We start from the raw sequence: 15,089 nt of genomic DNA on the forward strand, positions 1-15,089 counted from the left end.
GTTCGGCTCGGGACCGACTCGGCCGGTCACGCCGGCAGGTAGACCGTGGTCTCGCTGCCGTCGTCCCGGACCAGCGCGCCGGCGGGGATCCTCGCGACCGTCGCGACCTGCACGAGGTCCCCGGCCGAGCCGGCGAGGTTGAGCGCGGTCAGCACGTAGAGGGTGAGGAACCAGGCGGCCGGGACGGTGAGCAGCGCCACCAGCAGGACGGCGCCGCACACGACCATCGGGGCGAGCGCCACGGCGACGAACCGGGCCTTGGTCAGGCAGGCGTCGCTGCCGGTGCTCAGGTACGGGAACCGGACGGAGAAGCTCGCTCCGGAGTCGGACAGCAGCCTGAGCGCTGCGCCGTGGGTGAGCTCGTGCAGCACCATGTACACCCCGCACAGGGCCAGGGTGACCAGCCAGGTCGTCACCGCGCCCCAGCCGCCGGCCAGCGGGAGGTCCGATGTGAGGGCGAGGCCCACGGCGGCCGCGGCGACGACCGCGAAGACCACCTGGACGGCGACCGCGGACCGGCCGTGCTTCAGGTCCGTCGTGCGGTGGGCCAGCAATCCCGGCGGTGGTGGTGACGGACGGACGGCGACGCTCGGAGCGTTCATGACCCGAGCCTGGCCCGTGTCGGACCCCGCGGGCCGGGACCAAGGTCCGCTCGTGGTCCAGGGCCGGGCGGGACGGCGGCCGGAGGGAGGACGAAGGTCCTGCGTCGTGGCCGTCGGTCCCGACGACCCTGAGGTCCTGTCAGAGGGCGGTGAGGCGGTGGGGTCGTGGCGCACGCGGCCGTACGTCCGAGGCCTCACTCTCGTGATCGCGTTCACCCTGCTGGTCGCTGCTGCGACGGCCGCCGGTGCGCTGCTGGGGATGGACCGCCACGTCGTCGACCTGAGCACGGACCTGGTCCTCGCGGTGGTCGTCGTCCTGGCCCTCTCCGCCACGCGCTCATGGCGTGGCATCGGCTTCCGCCCCCTCGACCGGTGGCTGGACCTGCGGCTGTACTGGGTCCTGGCGTTCCCGCTCCTGCCGGTGCTGCCTGCGGCCCTGGCGGGACTCACGACGGTGGGGGTGGGCCGGCTCGCCTACTACGTCCTCCTGGCCGTGCTGGTGGGTTTCGCCGAGGAGGTGGTGTTCCGCGGGCTGGTCCTGCGCTCGCTGTTGCCGGTCGGCATCTGGCCCGCGGCCGTGGTGTCCTCGGCCGCCTTCGGGCTGCTGCACCTCGTGAACGTGCTGGCCGGCGCCGCTCTGGCTCCGACCCTGCTCCAGGTGGTCTACGCGACGGCCGTGGGGTTCGGGTACGCCGCGGTCACGCTGCGCACGGGGGTCCTCTGGCCGGTCGTCGTCATCCACGTGCTGGTGGACCTGGCGGCGTTCGCCACCACCGGCACCGAGCGGACCGACGTCACCGGGGTCGACGTCGCGGTCACGGCCGTCTACGCGGTGGGCTTCGTCGGCTACGGCGTGGTCGTCCTGCGGCGTCTCGACGCCGCGGCACGCCAGTCGCGCGACACGGTGACCACCGGCTCCGCACGAGGACGCGGAGACCTCGTGGCGCCGTCGTCCGCCGTCAGCGTCCGGCCGTCGGCAGGGCCAGACCGGTCCCCGCGTCGAACAGGTGCACCCGGTCCAGGTCGACCGTGACCGACAGCCGCTCGCCGGGGGTGCCGGTGACCGTGGGGCGGGCCTTCACCTTGACCATCTCCGCCCCCACCATGACGTCGACCACGGTCCGGTCGCCCAGCGGCTCGAGCCCGTACAGCTCGCCGGGCAGCACGGCCTCGCCGCGCTGCTCGACCGACAGGTCCTCCGCGCGCAGCCCCAGCAGCAGCGGTCGACCGTCCTCGGCGGTCGCCCAGCGGGGCCGGGGCAAGGTCCACCCCTGGTCGCCGACGAGGTGCTCGCCCTGGGCGCGGCAGGCGAGCAGGCTGATCCGGGGGCTGCCGACGAAGGCCGCCACCCAGCGGTTGGCGGGCCGCTCGTACACCTCGGTCGGGGTGCCGACCTGCTGCACCTTCCCCTCGCGCAGCACCGCGACCTGGTCGGCCATCGACAGGGCCTCCACCTGGTCGTTGGTCACGTAGACGAACGTGCTGCCCAGGCTGCGGTGGATCCGGGTGAGCTCGGTGCGCATCTCCACCCGCAGCTTGAGGTCGAGGTTGGTGAGCGGCTCGTCCATGAGGAACGCCCGGGGTGAGCGGACCAGGGCCCGGGCCAGGGCCACCCGCTGCTGCTCGCCGCCGGACATCTGGGCCGGCTTGCGCCCGAGCAGCCGCTCGATGTGCAGCAGGTTCGCGACCCGGTCCACGGCCGTGGCGATGTCCGCCTTGGCGGTCCCCCGGGCCTGCAGCGGGGACGCGATGTTGTCGAACGCCGTCTTTCGCGGGTACAGCGCGTAGCTCTGGAACACCATCGCCAGGTCGCGGCCGGCCGGGGTGTCCGCCGTCGCGTCCCGGCCGTCCAGGTGCACGGTGCCGTCGTCCAGCTGCTCCAGGCCCGCGATGGCCCGCAGGGTCGTCGTCTTGCCCGCCCCCGAAGGCCCGAGCACGACGAAGAACGACCCGTCGGGCACGTCCAGGTCGACCCCGTCGAGCGCCTGCACCTCGCCGAACGCCTTGCGCAGCCCCTGCGCGGTCACGGTCCCCATCAGGCCACGAGCTCCTCGGACGTCGGGTCGTACACCGGCGGGGGCCCGCCGGTGTGCCGCACGCCCACCGGGGCGTCCGGGGCGAAGCGCGAGGTGGGGGGCATCCGGACGCGCAGGTCCCGCCCGCCGCTGCTAACCACGTAGATGATCTCGTCGCCGAGCGCCTCGGCGGAGACCACGCGGGCCGGCACCGCGCCGGCCTCGCCCGCGGCCACCACCTCCAGCGCCTCGGGTCGCACCCCGGCGACCAGGGGCCGCCCGCGCGGGGCGTCGGGCGGGGGCAGTATCGCCAGCCCGCCGGAGGTCCGCAGGGCGCCCTCGGACACCTCGACCTCGAGCAGGTTCATCGGCGGGGAGCCGATGAACGCGGCGCAGAACAGGCTCGCCGGCCGGTTGTAGACCTCCAGCGGGGTGCCGACCTGCTCCAGGCGCCCCTTGTTGAGGATGGCGATCCGGTGCCCGAGCGACATCGCCTCCACCTGGTCGTGGGTGACGTGGACCATCGTGGTGCCGAGCTGGGCCTGCAGGTGCTTGATCTCGGTGCGCATGTCGGCCCGCAGCTCGGCGTCCAGGTTGGTCAGCGGCTCGTCCATGAGGAACGCCCGGGGCCGCCGGACCAGGGCCCGGGCCAGGGCCACCCGCTGCTGCTCCCCGCCGGACAGCCGCGCCGGCCGGCGGTCGAGCAGCTTCTCCAGCTGCAGCATCCGCGCGGCCTCGGCCACCCGCGCCCGCACCTCGGTCTCCGGCAGACCCTCGGCCCGCAGCGGGAACGCGAGGTTGTCGCGCGTGCGCAGGTGCGGGTACAGCGCGTAGAACTGGAACACCATCGCGATGTCGCGCTCGGCGGGCGGCAGGTCGTTGACCAGGGTGTCGCCGATGCGGATGTCGCCGGAGGTCTGCCGCTCGAGGCCGGCGACCGCCCGCAGCGTCGTCGTCTTGCCGCAGCCCGACGGGCCGAGCATGACGAACAGCTCGCCGTCGCGGATCGACAGGTCGACCCGCTCGACCGCCACGGTGCCGTCCGGGTAGCGCTTGTGCAGCGCGGTGATCTCGATGCCGGCCATCAGCGCCGCACCGCCCCGAGGGTGACGCCCGCCACCAGGTGCCGGCGCACCAGGTAGGCGAACAGCAGCACGGGCGCGGCGAACACCACCGCGGAGGCCGCGATCAGCCCCCAGTCGACCGTCGTGCCGCCGATCAGCCCCGCGATGGCCGGCGGCGCCGTCCGCACGTCGGCGCTGGAGGTCAGGAAGATCGCGAAGACGAACTCGTTCCACGAGAAGATCAGCGCGAACACCGCCGTCGCCGCGATGCCGGGCACCAGCAGCGGCAGGGTGAACTTCCGGAACGCCTGCAGCCGGGTGTACCCGTCGAGCATGGCCGCGTCCTCGTACTCCGCCGGCACCTCGTCGACGAAGCCCTTCATCATCCAGATGGTGAAGGGGACGTTGAACGCGGCGTAGATGAGGATCAGCCCCAGCTGGGTGTTGATCAGGCCGAGCTCCCGGTACATCAGGAAGATCGGGATGACCACGACGACCGGCGGCATGAAGCGCGTCGACAGGATGAAGAACAGCTGGTCCTTCTTGCCCTTCACCGAGAACCGCGAGTAGGCCCAGGCCGCCGGCACCCCCAGCACCGTGGCCAGCAGCGTCGACGCCCCGGCCACGACGACCGAGTTCTGGAACGCCACGGCCAGGCCCGAGGCGCCGGAACCCCCGCGGGCCACGAACACGTCGCGGTAGTGGTCGAGGGTGACGTCGAAGCCCCAGAACTGGGCCGGCACGGCGTAGACGTCGCGGCCCTGCTTGAACGACGTCTCGAGCATCCAGAAGACCGGGAAGCACATGACGACGGCCAGGACGACGAGCAGCGCGATCTCGACCACGGTGCGGACCCGGTTCGACCGGGCCCGTCGCGGGCGGGCGGTCGCGGGTGGGGGACCGCCGGTGCCCCCGGGCACGGCCTGGTCGACGGAGACGGCCATCAGCGTTCCTTCAGCTTGTCGAGGTACCGCAGGTAGAACTGGGCCAGCACGATGACGACGATCACCATGAGGATCCCGTAGGCCGACGCGGTGCCGGTGTCGAAGCCGAGGAACGCCACCTTGTAGACGTGGAACGACAACGTCTCGGTGGACACCCCCGGGCCGCCGTTGGTGAGGATGAACACGAGGTCGAACTGCCGGAAGGCCTCGATGGCCCGGAACATCACCGCGATGAGCAGCAGCGGCCACACCAGCGGCAGGGTGATCTGGCGGAAGCGGAACCACTCGCTGGCCCGGTCGATGGACGCCGCCTCGTACAGGTAGCGCGGCACGGCGGTCAGCCCCGCCAGCGCGATCAGCATGATGAACGGGGTCCACTGCCAGGTGTCGACGATCACGAGCGACAGCAGCGCCGTGCGCCGCTGCGTGAGCCACTCCACCTGCCCGAGACCGACCGAGCCGAGCAGGCTGTTCACCACGCCGAACTGGGTGTCGAGCATGAACCGCCAGAACAGGCCCACCACGACCGGCGACAGCATCATCGGGACCAGGAACAGCAGGGTGAGCAGCCCCTGGCCGCGCCGGCGGCGCGAGATCAGGTAGGCGATCGTGAAGCCCAGCACCGTCTGCAGGCTGACCGCACCCACGACGTACAGCAGCGTGGTCAGGGCGCGGGCGTGCACCTCGGAGGAGGTGATGACGTCGGCGTAGTTGGCGAAGCCCACCCACGCCGGCGGCACGTCCCGGGTCACCGAGTACTCGGTGAAGGACAGGTACAGCGCCCACAGCAGCGGGAACACCGACATCGTCAGCAGCAGCAGCATCGCCGGCGAGATGAACGCGACGGCCAGCCGGCGGTCCGTCAGGCGGGGGGCCCGCCCGGGGACGGGCGGGGGCGTGGTCGCCCCCGCCCGCACCGGCGGGTCCGTCGTGGTGGTCACCGGGCTCAGCCCAGCCCGCCGCTGGAGTCGATGACGCCCTGCTGCTGCTCGGCGATGTCGTCGAGCGCCTCGGCCGGGTCCTTGGCCCCGTTGAGGGCCGCGTTGACGTTCGTGTTCTCGATGTCGATCAGCTGGGCGTACTCGGGCACGTTCCACATGTCCCGCATCCGCGGCACCGAGTCGGTGTAGACCTGGTTGAACGGGGCCGCGTCGAGGAACTCCGGCGACTCCAGGGCGTCGGTGCGCGAGGGGACACCGCCGGCGGCGGCCCACTGCTTCTGCACGTCCGCCTGCTCGAACCACTTCATGAAGCTGAGCGCCTCGGCCTGCTGGGCCTCGTCGACGTAGGCGGACACGTGCATCCCCATGCCGCCCAGCGGCACGAAGTCGGTGTCCTGGCTGGGCAGCGGGGCGAAGCCGAGCACGGCCTCGATCTCCTCGCGGGTCTCGCCGAGCGTGGACTGCTCGGGGTCGAGCAGCCCACCGCTGGCGGCGATCCACTGGAAGGCGATGCAGGCCTGGCCCTGGGCGACGGCGGCGTTCACCTCGTCGATGAACCAGTTGCCGGAGCCGCGGGCGGTCAGCGGCTTCATCTGGTTGACCAGGACGTCCATGGCCTTCTGGCCCGCCTCGTCGTTGATGACGCCCTCGATCTGGCCCTCGGCGGAGTCCCACAGGTTGCCGCCGTAGACGCCGTTGACCGTGTTGTAGGTGACGGCCGCGGCGTCCGAGCCGTTGGACTGGTGGAAGGCCAGGCCGCTGACCCCGGGGTTCTCGTCCTGGCAGGTCTGGGCCGCGGCGATCATCTCGTCCCAGGTCTGCGGCGGCTCGTCGCCCATCAGGTCCTTGCGGTAGATCATCGTCCAGGTGTCGCCCAGCAGCGGCAGGCCGTACAGGCTGGCGTCCTCGTCGCGCTGGCCGGTCTCCGCCTGCGGGTACTGCCCGTAGGCCGCGAGCAGGTACGGGTCGTAGGCGTCGACGTCGATGTTCTCGTCGATGAAGGCGGTCAGGTCGAGGATGTTGTTGTTGGTCACGGCCTCGCCGATGTGCTGGGAGTCGAGGATCGCGATGTCGAAGTCGGTCTGCCGGGCGGCGAACTGCGTGAACATCGCGTCGTGCCAGTTGGCGTTCGGGACGGTGTTCACCTCGACGGTGACGTTGGGCCGCTCCTTGGTGTACTCCGCGTTGGCGAAGTCCTCCAGCGCCTGGGCGGGCGGCCACTCGAACCAGATGAAGCTCAGCGTGATCGGGTCGTCGGTCAGCTCGGGGACGGCGGCCGGCGCCGCGACGCCGCCCTCGGACCCGCCGCCCCCGCCGCAGGCCACCAGCGCCGTGGCGCCCAGGGTGAGGGCTGCCGTGACCCGCGCCGGTCGACCGGGCAGCGACCGCCGTCGGGTGTGCTCTGCGTTCCGCATGGTGTGTCCTGCTTCCTGGGTAGGGGTCGTTGCTGACAGGGGTGCTGGGGGTGGAGCGGGCAGGGGTTCGGGACGGCGCCTCACCACGAGGTCGCCACGTAGCGGGCCTCGAGGAACTCCAGGAGCCCCTCGGTGCTGCCCTCGCGGCCGAGGCCGCTCTGCTTGACCCCGCCGAACGGGGCCGCGGGGTCGGAGACCAGACCGCGGTTGAGACCGACCATGCCGCTCTCCAGCCGCTCGGCCAGGGCCAGCCCGTGGGCCAGGTCGCCGGTGTACAGGTAGGACACGAGGCCGTAGTCGGTGTCGTTGACCGCGGCGAGCACGTCCTCCTCGTGCTCGAAGCGGACCACCGGGGCGACGGGGCCGAAGACCTCCTCGTGCAGGACCCGGGCCTGCGGCGGCACGTCGACGAGCACGGTGGGCGGGTAGAACGACCCGGCACCGTCGACGGGGCGGCCGCCGAGCAGCGCGCGGGCGCCACGGTCCAGCGCGTCCTGGACCAGGCCGTCGACCTTGACCACGGCCGCCCGGTCGATGAGGGGGCCGCAGCGGGTCGCCTCGTCGCTGCCCGGGCCGACCCGCACCGCGCCCATCCGGGCCACCAGGCCCGCGACGAAGGCGTCGTGCACGTCGGTGTGGACGTAGAACCGGTTGGCCGCGGTGCAGGCCTGCCCGCCGTTGCGCATCTTCGCGACCATGGCGCCCTCGAGCGCGGCGTCGACGTCGGCGTCGGCCAGGACCAGGAACGGGGCGTTGCCGCCCAGCTCCATGCCGCACTTGAGCACCTGGTCCGCGGCGGTGCGGAGCAGGACCCGACCCACCTCGGTGGAGCCGGTGAACGACAGCATCCGGGTGCGGCGGTCGGTCAGCATGGCCGCCACCACCGGCCCGGGCTCGGACGTGGTCACCACGTTCAGCACCCCCGCCGGCACCCCGGCCTCCAGCAGCAGCGCCGCGACGGCCAGGGCGGTCAGGGGCGTCTCGGCCGCCGGCTTGAGCACGGCCGTGCAGCCGGCGGCCAGCGCGGGGGCGATCTTGCGGGTGGCCATGGCGGCCGGGAAGTTCCAGGGCGTCACCAGGACGCTGACGCCCACGGGCTGGTAGCTCACCAGCATGTGGTTGGCGCCGCCGGGGGAGACGCCCAGCTGACCGCGCAGCCGCACGCCCTCCTCGGCGTACCAGCGGAAGAACTCCGCGGCGTAGGCGACCTCGGCGCGGGCGTCGGGCAGCGCCTTGCCGTTCTCCAGGCTGATGAGCAGCGCGAGCTCCTCGCTGCGGTCGCGCATCAGCTCGAAGGTCCGCAGCAGCACCTCCGAGCGGGCCCGCGGCGCGGTGGCCGCCCAGCCCGCCGCGGCCGCCGCCGCGGCGTCCACCGCCGCCCGGGCGTCCTCGACGCCGGCGTCGGCGACCGTGGCCAGGACCGCGTCGGACGACGGGTCGGTGACGGCCAGGCGGCGACCGCTGCCCGCCGGTCGCCACCGGCCGTCCAGCAGCAGGTCGGTGGGTACGTCGAGGGCGTCGACGACGGGCAGCATGGCCCCCTCCAGGACGGTCACGGCGCCACCGCCACGGCCAGGTCGGAGGCCACCGGATGGGTGGGCACCTCACGCAGCGCGCCCCGATCGCCGGAGTGCGCGGCCCGCACGATCCCCGCCATGGCCTCGACGTCCAGCGGACGGGGGTTGTTGGCCACCAGCCGGGCCGCCCCCATGGCCTGCTCGGCGGTCCAGCGCAGCCGGTCCGCGGGCAGCCCCAGCTCGGCCAGGGTCCGCGGGATGCCGACCGAGGCCAGCAGAGCCGCGACGCGCTCGATGGCCTCGTCGGCCAGGTCCTCGGGCGAGGCGGCCGGGTCCGCGCCCATCTCGCGGGCGATCGCGGCCAGCTCCGGGACCCGCGCGGGCCGGTTGAACTCCATGACGTACGGCAGCAGCACCCCGACCCCGACCCCGTGCGGGGTGTGCGTCAACGCCCCCACCGGGTACTGGATCGCGTGGGCCGCGGCGGTGCCGGCGGTGCCGAGCGCGAAGCCGCCCGCCGTGGCGCCGAGCATCATCGCCTCGCGGGCCGCCGCGTCGTCGGGGGTCGACCAGGCCCGGTGCAGGCTGGCGGCGATCAGGCGGACGCCGAGCAGGGCGTAGGTGTCGGTGAGCTCGCTCTTGCCGACGAACACCCGCTCGCCGGCCAGCGCGGCCGTGCCGGGCCGCCGCACCGCGGTGAAGGCCTCCACCGCGTGGGACAGCGCGTCGGCCCCGGCGCTCGCCGTCAGCCCCGGCGGGCAGGCGGTCGTGAGCTCGGGGTCGCACAGCGCGGTGTGGGGGATCAGGTGCGGGCTGGAGATGCCCACCTTGCTCACCCGCTCCGGGTCGGTGAGCACGGCCACCGGGGTGACCTCGGAGCCGGTGCCGGCCGTGGTGGGCAGGGCGACGACCGGCAGGACGGGGCCGGGGACGCGCAGCTCGCCGTAGTAGTCCGACGGCGCGCCGCCGTGGGTCAGCAGCACGGCCACCGCCTTGGCCAGGTCGAGGCAGCTGCCCCCGCCCATGCCGACCACCACGTCCGGGTCCGCGGGTGCGGCGAGGGCCGCGCACTCCAGCACCTGGTGCACGGGCACGTCGGGGAGCACCTGCGCGAAGACCGTGACCCGGATACCGGTGCGCTCGAGGAGCCCCACCAGGTGGGCGAACTCCGGGGTGGCCCCGAAGCGCGCGTCGGTGCACACCAGAGCGCGACGGCCCAGGGCGGCGGTGACCTCGCCGAGGGCGTGCCGCTGGCCCGCGCCGAACAGGACCTGGCGCGGTCCACGGAGGACGGCGAGCATGCTCATGCAGAGCTCCAAGCGGTAGGCGGTCCGGCGGTGGGAGCGGCCGGACCCACGGCCCCTCGTCGTCGAGGGAAGGTGTCGGCGTTGACTCGTTTCCTATACGATCCAGCGGGCCAGAGCATGGGGCAGCCTGTCGGTCGGTGTCAACAGTCGGGTCGGGACGGTTCCCGGGAAGGGTCGTGGCAGCAGTGGAGAGCGAGTCGACGGCGGTGGTGCACGCGGCGGCGGGGGCCCTGGACGGCGGCGACCCGGGCCGAAGGCCCCGCAAGCGGCTGGCCGACGAGGTCTACGACACGCTGCTCGCGCAGCTGATGTCGCTGCGGATCGAACCCGGGTCCCGGGTCACCATCGACGCCCTGGCCCGTGAGCTCGGGGTGTCGCAGACCCCGATCCGGGACGCCCTGAACCGGATGGAGGCCGACGGCCTGGTGGTGCGGGTGCACCACGCCGGCTACCGGATCCCGCCGCAGATCACCCGGGACCGGTTCGAGGACATGCTCGAGGTGAGGCTGCTGCTGGAGCCGGCCGCGGCGCGCCGGGCCGCGGAGCGGGCGACGCCCGAGCAGGTGGAGCGGCTGCGGCGGATGCTGGCGGAGATGGCCGAGCTGGCCGAGGGCGACCGGCACCACGCCTACGGGGCCTTCGGTCGCCGGGACGCCGCCTTCCATGACCTGATCGCCGAGAGCGCCGGCAACGCCCTGGTGCGCGAGGCGCTGGCCCGGCTGCACACGCACGTGCACCTGTTCCGCCTGCTCTACGACACCCAGGTCACGTACCTGGCCATGGGCGAGCACGACGAGGTGCTGAGCGCGGTGGCCGCCCGCGACCCCGACGCCGCCGCCTACGGCATGCGCCGGCACATCATGGCCTCGGGCGAGCGGTTCCGGCGGCTGTTCGACGCGGCGGAGGACGGCTGAGCCCGGGGGGTTGACGCCGCGCCCCCGGCCCGCGATCCTGACTCGCGCCGCGATCCGATCCGATCCGATCCTCGGTCGGTCAGTCCGGTCCCGTTCCTTTCCCACCCACCGTTGAGTGCGAGGAGACGCAGGTGCCCAGAGCACTGCTCCTGACCGGCGACGCCGCCGAGGAGCTCGACACCATGTACCCCTACTACCGCGTGCAGGAGGGCGGCTGGGACTGCGACGTCGCCTCCCGCACCCTGCGCGACGTGCAGCTCGTGATCCACGAGTTCGACCCGAACTCCGACGCCTACGTCGAGAAGAACGGCCGCAAGCTGCCCGTCGACGTGCCGTGGTCCGAGGTCGACGTCGAGCGCTACGACGCGCTCATCATCCCCGGCGGCCGGGCCCCGGAGTGGATCCGCGTCGACGCCCACGTCCGCCGCATCACCGAGCACTTCTTCGCCCGTGACCTGCCGATCGCGCTGGTCTGCCACGGCGCGCAGGTGCCCGCGGTCTACGGGTTGCTCGAGGGACGCCGGACGGCGTGCTTCCCGCCCATCACCGGCGACATGGAGAACGCCGGGGCCACGGTCGTCGACGCCCCGGACGTGGTCGACGGCAACCTGGTGTCCTGCCGGGGCTGGCCGGACATGCCGCAGTTCGGCCGGGCGATGATGGAGCTCTTCGCCCGGCACGTCGCCTCCGTCCCGGCGTGAGGGCTCGCGCCGCGGGCCCGTGACGGGCACCCGCACCGTCGACGTCGACGGTGCCCCGGTGCACGTCCTGGAGGCTGGGGCCGGGCCCGCGGTGCTGCTGCTGCACGGCTCCGGCCCCGGCACCACGGGGGCCGGGGCCTGGCGGGCCACGGCGGAGGCCCTGGCGCCGACGGTCCGGTCGGTGGCCCCGGACCAGGCGGGCTTCGGTCGGACGCCGCTGCCGACCGGGTCGCGGGGCGGGCTGGACGTCTGGACCGGCCAGGCGTCCCCCCTGATGGCCGCGCTGGGCCACGGCGCCTACGCCGTCGTCGGCCACTCCATGGGGGCCGCGGTGGCGCTGTCGCTGGCCGCGGCCCACCCCGACCGGGTGAGCCGGGTGGTGGCCGTGGGGTCGATGGGGGCACCGTGCGCGTCGCTCTCGCCGGACCTCGACGCGCTGTGGGCCGCCCCGCCCGGTCCCGCGGGGGCGCGGGACATGCTCCGGCGGCTGCTGCTGGACCCGGCGCTGGTCACCGACGAGGCCGTCGCCGGGCGCGCCGCGGCCATGACCGCCGGCGCCGAGGCGTTCGCCCGGCTGTTCCCGGCCCCACGGGCCCGCTGGGTGGCGGACCTGACCCTGCCGGTAGCGACGCTCGCGCGGGTGCAGGCCCCGGTGCTGCTCGTGCACGGGGCCCAGGACCGCGTCACCCCGCTGGTGGAGTCGGTGCTGCCGCTGCTGGAGGCCCTGCCGGACGTGCGGCTGCACGCGTTCGGCCGCTGCGGCCACGTCCCCCAGCAGGAGCACCCCGCCGCGTTCCGCCGGCTGCTGGCGGACTTCCTCGCTACCTGACGGGGTCCTCGACCCGTCGCCGCCCGGCCAGCAGGGCCGGCACCATGGCCAGCGCGAGCAGCCCACCGGACAGGCCCAGGGCGGCGAAGCTGCTGAACGCGACCACGACGCCGCTGCCGATCCCCGCGCCGGCCCCGGCCAGCGCGACGCCGAGGTCCACGTCCCCCTGCGTCCGGGCCCGGTCGGCGAGCGGGACCGCGTCGGTCAGCATGGTGGTGCCACCGACCAGGCCGAGGTTCCAGCCCAGCCCCAGCAGGGCCAGGGCGACGGCGAGGACGGTCACCGAGTCCGGTGGGGCCAGGGCGGCGAGCACCCCGGCGGCCAGCAGCACGGCCCCGGCCGCGGCCACGACCGGACGCCGGCCGTAGCGGTCGGCCAGCCGGCCCGACACCGGCGACGGCAGGTACATGGCGGCGACGTGGACCGAGATGACCAGACCGGTCGCCGCCAGGCCGTGGCCGTGGTCGCGCATGTGCAGCGGTGTCATGGTCATGACGGCCACCATCACCAGCTGCGTCACCACCATGGCCGTGGCGGCCAGGCGGAGCGCGGGCAGGTCGCGCCCGGTCGAGGCCGGGGCGCCGGGGTGGGCCGGCGTCGCGGCAGCCGGCCCGGCCGGGCCCGCCGTGCCCTCGGTGGCGGCCGCCGCGCGCGCGGCCAGCAGCGGGTCCGGGCGCAGCCGGGTCCACACCACGACCGCCGCGCCGGCGTAGGCCAGCGAGGCGAGCAGGAACGGGCCCGCCAGCGGCCGCACCCCGATCGCGCTCGCCACCTGGCCCATGACCCCCACGAGGTTGGGCCCGACCACGGCGCCCAGGGTGGTCGCGACCAGCACGGTGCTCACGGCCCGGCCGCGCCGCTCGGCCGGGGCCAGGTCGGCCCCCGCGTAGCGCGCCTGCAGGTTGGTGGCCGTGCCCGAGCCGTACAGCAGCAGCGCGGGCAGCAGCAGGGCGACGCTGTCCAGAGCGGCGGCCAGCACCACGAGCGCCCCGCCGACCGCGCCGACGGCGTACCCCGCGGTCAGCCCCGGCCGGCGGCCCAGCCGCTGCGACAGCCGTCCCACCCCGACGGCGGCCGCGGCCGAGCCCAGGGTGAACAGCGCGGCCGGCAACCCCGCCAGGCCCCGCGTACCGAGCATGTCCTCGGCCAGCAGGGCCCCCACGGTGACCCCCGCGGCCAGGCCGGCACCGGCCAGCACCTGCGACCCGACGAGGACGCGCAGGGTGCGGCGGTGCAGCGCCGCGAGGGCGGCGTCCGAGGTCCCGTCGGGCGTCCCGTCGGAGGTCGTGCCCGAGGTGGTCGCGGCCGGTCGCGACCGGTCGCCGCTCACCCCGCGGCCGGCTCGGCCCGAGCGGGCCGCCAGGTCTGCCCGCCCACCGTGCCGAACAGCCGGGCCGCCGCGATGCGCAGCGCCAGGGAGTACGTCGGGTACGGCGCCACTGTCTGCGCCAGCCGCGCCGCCAGCATGCGGGTCCGCATGGCCAGCGCCGCGGTGTGGGCGAGCTCCCCGCCGTGGGGGCTGACGGCGGTCAGGCCGACCACCTCGTCCAGCAGCCGGTGCGGGGCCACCCGCCGCGGGCCGACGACCAGCTTGACGTAGCCCTCGGTGCTCGCGGCGGTCCGCGCCCGGTCGGTCTCGGCCATGGTCACCACGGCCACCCGGGCCCGCGACCCGTACCGGGCGAACGCCTCCGCCTCGGTCAGCCCGACCCGGCCGACCTCGGGCTCGGTGAACGTGACCCAGGGGGTGACCCGGGGGTCGAAGGTGCCCGAGCCACCCAGCAGCCCACCGAGCAGCCCGCCCAGCTTGTCGGTCCGGCCGCCGCGGGCGAACGCGTTGGCCGCGGCCAGCCGGCCCTGCGCGTCACCGACGTGGGTGAACTGCAGCGGCGTCGTGCAGTCGCCGGCGGCCCAGACCCCCGGCGCGGTGGTGCGCAGCTGGGAGTCGGTGACGACCGCCCCGCCGGGCCCGGTGCGGATCCCCACCCGGTCCAGGTCCAGCCCGGTGGTGGCCGGTCGCCGCCCGACGGCCACGAGCAGGTGCGAGCCGGACACCTGGGCGCCGTCGGCCAGGGTGAGCACCACGGCCCCGTCCGGACCCGGGCGGGCGGAGGTGACCTGCGCCCCGGTGCGCACGTCGACGCCCTGGCCGGTCAGCACGCGGGTCATGACCGCCGACACCTCCGGCTCCTCCTTGCCGAGGATGCGGTCGGCCCCCTCGACCAGCGTCACCGGCGTGCCGAGCCCGGCGAAGGCCTGGGCCAGCTCGACCCCGATGGCGCCGCCGCCCATGAGCAGCAGGTGACCCGGCTGCTCCCGCAGGTCGAACACGGTGGCGTTGCTCAGGTGGGGCACGTCGGCCAGGCCGTCGACCGGGGGCACCGCGGCGTGCGCCCCGGAGGCGAGCACGACCCGGCGGGCCCGGACCCGGCTGCCGTCGACGTCGACGGTGCTGCGCTCCGCCGACGTGTCGACGAAGCGCGCCCAGCCGGTCAGCAGGTCGATGCCCTCGCGGCGCAGCAGGTCCGGCGACTCGTCCTGCTCGACCTCGGCGATCACGTCGGCCACGTGGCGCATCACCCGGGCGAAGTCCACGGGGCCGGGCTCGCCCACCCCGTAGCGGTGCCCCTGCCGGGCGGCGGACACCCGGTGGGCGACGTCGAGCAGGGTCTTGCTCGGCACGCAGCCGTGGTGGGTGCAGTCGCCGCCGGGGCGGGCGGCCTCCACCAGCGCCACGGACCGGCCCGCGGCGCGGGCCGTGCGGGCGGCGGCCAGGCCGGTCGCCCCGGCCCCGACGACGAGCAGGTCGAACTCACGGGAGCGCATCGGGAGACCTCCGG

At 74.6% G+C, this 15,089-nt stretch carries 14 protein-coding genes; 4 read left to right on the top strand and 10 right to left on the bottom strand.

The window, feature by feature from the left end:
- Positions 1-26: 26 nt before the first annotated feature.
- Positions 27-602, bottom strand: a complete 576-nt coding sequence (locus tag SJY06_RS07765; protein ID WP_380166288.1) for a DUF3267 domain-containing protein — start codon at positions 600-602, stop codon at positions 27-29.
- 202 nt (positions 603-804) lie between these two features.
- Here SJY06_RS07765 and SJY06_RS07770 point away from each other — a divergent pair, with 202 nt between their 5' ends.
- Entirely contained in the window at positions 805-1,635 is an 831-nt protein-coding gene (locus tag SJY06_RS07770) for a CPBP family intramembrane glutamic endopeptidase (RefSeq protein WP_380166290.1), read from the top strand.
- On the opposite strand, the gene SJY06_RS07775 is transcribed toward SJY06_RS07770, so the two are convergent.
- The 7 genes from SJY06_RS07775 to SJY06_RS07805 form a co-directional block, all read right to left on the bottom strand.
- Positions 1,562-2,638 (bottom strand): ABC transporter ATP-binding protein, encoded by a 1,077-nt coding sequence (locus SJY06_RS07775; RefSeq protein WP_380166292.1) that lies wholly within the window; start codon positions 2,636-2,638, stop codon positions 1,562-1,564. The genes SJY06_RS07770 and SJY06_RS07775 overlap by 74 nt on opposite strands.
- Positions 2,638-3,702 (bottom strand): ABC transporter ATP-binding protein, encoded by a 1,065-nt coding sequence (locus SJY06_RS07780; protein ID WP_380166294.1) that lies wholly within the window; start codon positions 3,700-3,702, stop codon positions 2,638-2,640. Before SJY06_RS07780 ends, SJY06_RS07775 begins: the two co-directional genes overlap by 1 nt.
- Positions 3,702-4,625: a carbohydrate ABC transporter permease gene (locus SJY06_RS07785; RefSeq protein ID WP_380166296.1), complete on the bottom strand. Its 924-nt coding sequence runs from the start codon at positions 4,623-4,625 to the stop codon at positions 3,702-3,704. Before SJY06_RS07785 ends, SJY06_RS07780 begins: the two co-directional genes overlap by 1 nt.
- Positions 4,625-5,566, bottom strand: coding sequence for a carbohydrate ABC transporter permease (locus tag SJY06_RS07790; protein ID WP_380166298.1), 942 nt, complete (start codon positions 5,564-5,566; stop codon positions 4,625-4,627). The genes SJY06_RS07785 and SJY06_RS07790 overlap by 1 nt, the downstream gene beginning before the upstream one ends.
- A gap of 5 nt (positions 5,567-5,571) precedes the next feature.
- Positions 5,572-6,981, bottom strand: a complete 1,410-nt coding sequence (locus tag SJY06_RS07795) for an extracellular solute-binding protein (RefSeq protein WP_380166300.1) — start codon at positions 6,979-6,981, stop codon at positions 5,572-5,574.
- An 80-nt stretch (positions 6,982-7,061) separates the two neighbouring features.
- Entirely contained in the window at positions 7,062-8,537 is a 1,476-nt protein-coding gene (locus tag SJY06_RS07800; RefSeq protein WP_380166302.1) for an NAD-dependent succinate-semialdehyde dehydrogenase, read from the bottom strand.
- A complete protein-coding gene (locus tag SJY06_RS07805) occupies positions 8,534-9,805 on the bottom strand; it encodes an iron-containing alcohol dehydrogenase (protein WP_380166304.1) in 1,272 nt (423 codons plus the stop codon). The genes SJY06_RS07800 and SJY06_RS07805 overlap by 4 nt, the downstream gene beginning before the upstream one ends.
- 176 nt (positions 9,806-9,981) lie before the next feature.
- Here SJY06_RS07805 and SJY06_RS07810 point away from each other — a divergent pair, with 176 nt between their 5' ends.
- From SJY06_RS07810 to SJY06_RS07820, 3 genes are all read left to right on the top strand, one after another.
- A complete protein-coding gene (locus SJY06_RS07810; protein ID WP_380166306.1) occupies positions 9,982-10,719 on the top strand; it encodes a GntR family transcriptional regulator in 738 nt (245 codons plus the stop codon).
- A gap of 131 nt (positions 10,720-10,850) precedes the next feature.
- Positions 10,851-11,420, top strand: a complete 570-nt coding sequence (locus SJY06_RS07815) for a DJ-1/PfpI family protein (protein ID WP_380166308.1) — start codon at positions 10,851-10,853, stop codon at positions 11,418-11,420.
- 19 nt (positions 11,421-11,439) lie between these two features.
- Positions 11,440-12,249, top strand: coding sequence for an alpha/beta fold hydrolase (locus SJY06_RS07820; RefSeq protein WP_380166310.1), 810 nt, complete (start codon positions 11,440-11,442; stop codon positions 12,247-12,249).
- Here the strand turns inward: SJY06_RS07820 and SJY06_RS07825 are convergent.
- Both SJY06_RS07825 and SJY06_RS07830 read right to left on the bottom strand, forming a co-directional pair.
- Positions 12,242-13,579, bottom strand: coding sequence for an MFS transporter (locus SJY06_RS07825; RefSeq protein WP_380166312.1), 1,338 nt, complete (start codon positions 13,577-13,579; stop codon positions 12,242-12,244). The genes SJY06_RS07820 and SJY06_RS07825 overlap by 8 nt on opposite strands.
- Entirely contained in the window at positions 13,576-15,075 is a 1,500-nt protein-coding gene (locus SJY06_RS07830) for a dihydrolipoyl dehydrogenase family protein (protein ID WP_380166314.1), read from the bottom strand. The genes SJY06_RS07825 and SJY06_RS07830 overlap by 4 nt, the downstream gene beginning before the upstream one ends.
- Positions 15,076-15,089: the final 14 nt, after the last annotated feature.

Origin of the sequence: Jannaschia sp. R86511, assembly GCF_042466345.1 — a bacterium.
Classification (GTDB): domain Bacteria; phylum Actinomycetota; class Actinomycetes; order Actinomycetales; family JBBAYJ01; genus Aquipuribacter.